At 75.8% G+C, this 2,035-nt stretch carries 2 protein-coding genes; both read left to right on the top strand.

Annotation, left to right across the window (positions count from 1 at the left end):
- Positions 1–339 precede the first annotated feature (339 nt).
- A complete protein-coding gene (locus C1I99_RS31280; protein ID WP_111137735.1) occupies positions 340–1,203 on the top strand; it encodes an alpha/beta hydrolase family protein in 864 nt (287 codons plus the stop codon).
- A 270-nt stretch (positions 1,204–1,473) separates the two neighbouring features.
- The coding region (locus tag C1I99_RS31275) for a hypothetical protein (RefSeq protein ID WP_111137734.1) at positions 1,474–2,035 on the top strand (562 nt) is incomplete at its 3' end.

Below are 2,035 nucleotides of genomic sequence, written 5' to 3'. Positions count from 1 at the left end.
ACAGGGCCTGGCACCAGGCGGCCCACTCCCGACCGCCCCTGGCACCAGGCCCTGTGATGAGGCCGCGGGCGCCGCCCGCCACGCCCGACGAGGTGCACCCGGCGCTCGCCGCGCTGCGTGCCGCACGTCCTCGACGCGGTCGACCGGGCCGAAGGAAGCCTGGGCGGCGGGCCGCTCGGGCGTAACCCGGCCGGGGCGCGGCGCTGCCGCGCCGGTCGACCGCCGCACTCCCAGCCCGGGGCGACGCAAGCCCGCGCCGGCCCCCGATCGGGCCCCGGTCGGGTGAACCGGACCAGCCCTCGGTTACCCATCGGTAGCCTCAAGTCGTAGCCTGGTCCGGTGAACGCGACGGCGGAGTACCAGCAGGAGTTCGTCGAGGTCGACGGCGCCCGGATCGGCATCCAGGTGTACCCGGAGCCGGACGGCGCCGCCGACGCCCCGCTGGTGGTGGTCTCCCCGGCGATGGGGGTCCGGGCCCGCTACTACCGGCCGTTCGCCGCTGCCCTGCGCGCCGCCGGCCTCGCGGTGGCGGTGGCCGACCTGCGCGGCACCGGGGAGAGCACCCCACGACCGGCGCGCACCTGCCGCTACGGCTACACCGAACTGGCCACCGACGTGGGCGCGGTGCTCGCGGCGCTCAAGCCCCGGCGGGACGGGCGGAAGACGCTGCTGCTCGGGCACTCGCTCGGCGGGCAGGCCGCGCTGCTGCACCTCGCCCTGCACGGCGGTCACGACGTCGACGGGCTGGCGCTGGTCGCCGTCGGGATGCCGTGGTGGCGCAGCTACCCCGCCCCTCGGCGGTACGGGGTCCTGCCGTACACGCAGGGCATCGCCGCCACCGCCGCGCTGCTCGGTGTCTGGCCCGGCTGGGGCTTCGGCGGCCGGCAGGCGCGCGGGGTGATCCGCGACTGGGCGTACACCGCGCGGACCGGGCGGTTTCCGCGGCTGGACGGGATGGACGCGGAGGCGGCGGTGCGCGCGGTGCGCACCCCGGTGCTCGCGGTCAGCGTGGACGACGACCAGTACACGCCACACGAGACCCTCGACCACCTCTGCGGCAAGCTCGCCGCGGCGCCCGTCGTGCGCGAGCGCTACACGACCGCGCAGGCCGGCGCCCGCCTGGACCACTTCACCTGGGTACGGGCGTCCGCGCCGCTGGCGGCCCGGGTGGCCCGGTTCGCCGCCGGCCTGCCGGCCCGGTGAGCCCCGTCGGGCAGCCACCCGCCGCCCGGTGGGACTCACGCCGCCCCGTCGAGTGGCACCCTGCCGCCGTCCCGTTCCACCCCGCGTCCCACCATGCCCACCCGGCGGCACCTGCGCGGTGCTCCTCCCCGGAGGCCGTGGTTACCGGGCCGGGATCTCCCGGTCTCCGCCGGAACCCGCAACCGCGCGCGGTATCGGCGGGTGACGGGCGGGATTAGCCGGACGGGCGGCGGGTATGCCGCGGCGCCCGACACGGTGGAAGGGGAACAGATGTCCGAACGGCACACGGCGCTGCGCTCGATGCACGACCTGGGCCTGGCGGCCTGGTTCGGGGGCTCCCTGATGGGAGCGCTCGGCGTCAACGGGGCGGCGGCACGCATCAACGACTCGACCCAGCGGTTGCCGGTGGCCTCCGCGGGCTGGGCCAAGTGGACCCCGGTCAACGCCGCGGCCATCGGCGCCCACCTGGCCGGAGCGGTCGGTGAACTGGTGAAGGAGAGCCCGCGGATGGCCTCGCAGGCGGGGGTGGGCAAGGCGAGCACACTGAAGACCGCGCTGACGGTCAGCGCGCTGGCGGTGACCGGCTACAGCCGGCTGCTCGGCATGCGGTTGGAGAAGTCCGGGAACCCGCCGGTCGACGGCATTACGAGGCCGAACCACGAGACGCCGTCGAACGTGGCGGCCAACCAACGGCAGATGAGACTGCTCCAGTGGGCGGTCCCGGCGCTGACCGGCACACTCATCGTGGTCACCGCGTACATGGGCGAGCAGCAGAAGCCGGGGCAGGTGTTCCGGGGGATGCTGGCCCGGCTTCTGCTGCTCGCCCATGTAC

The sequence above is a fragment of the Micromonospora deserti genome (assembly GCF_003236335.1).
In the GTDB taxonomy this organism is placed as follows: domain Bacteria; phylum Actinomycetota; class Actinomycetes; order Mycobacteriales; family Micromonosporaceae; genus Micromonospora; species Micromonospora deserti.
Note: the sequence above shows the minus strand (reverse complement) of the source record. Positions and strands in the feature narration are given on the sequence as shown.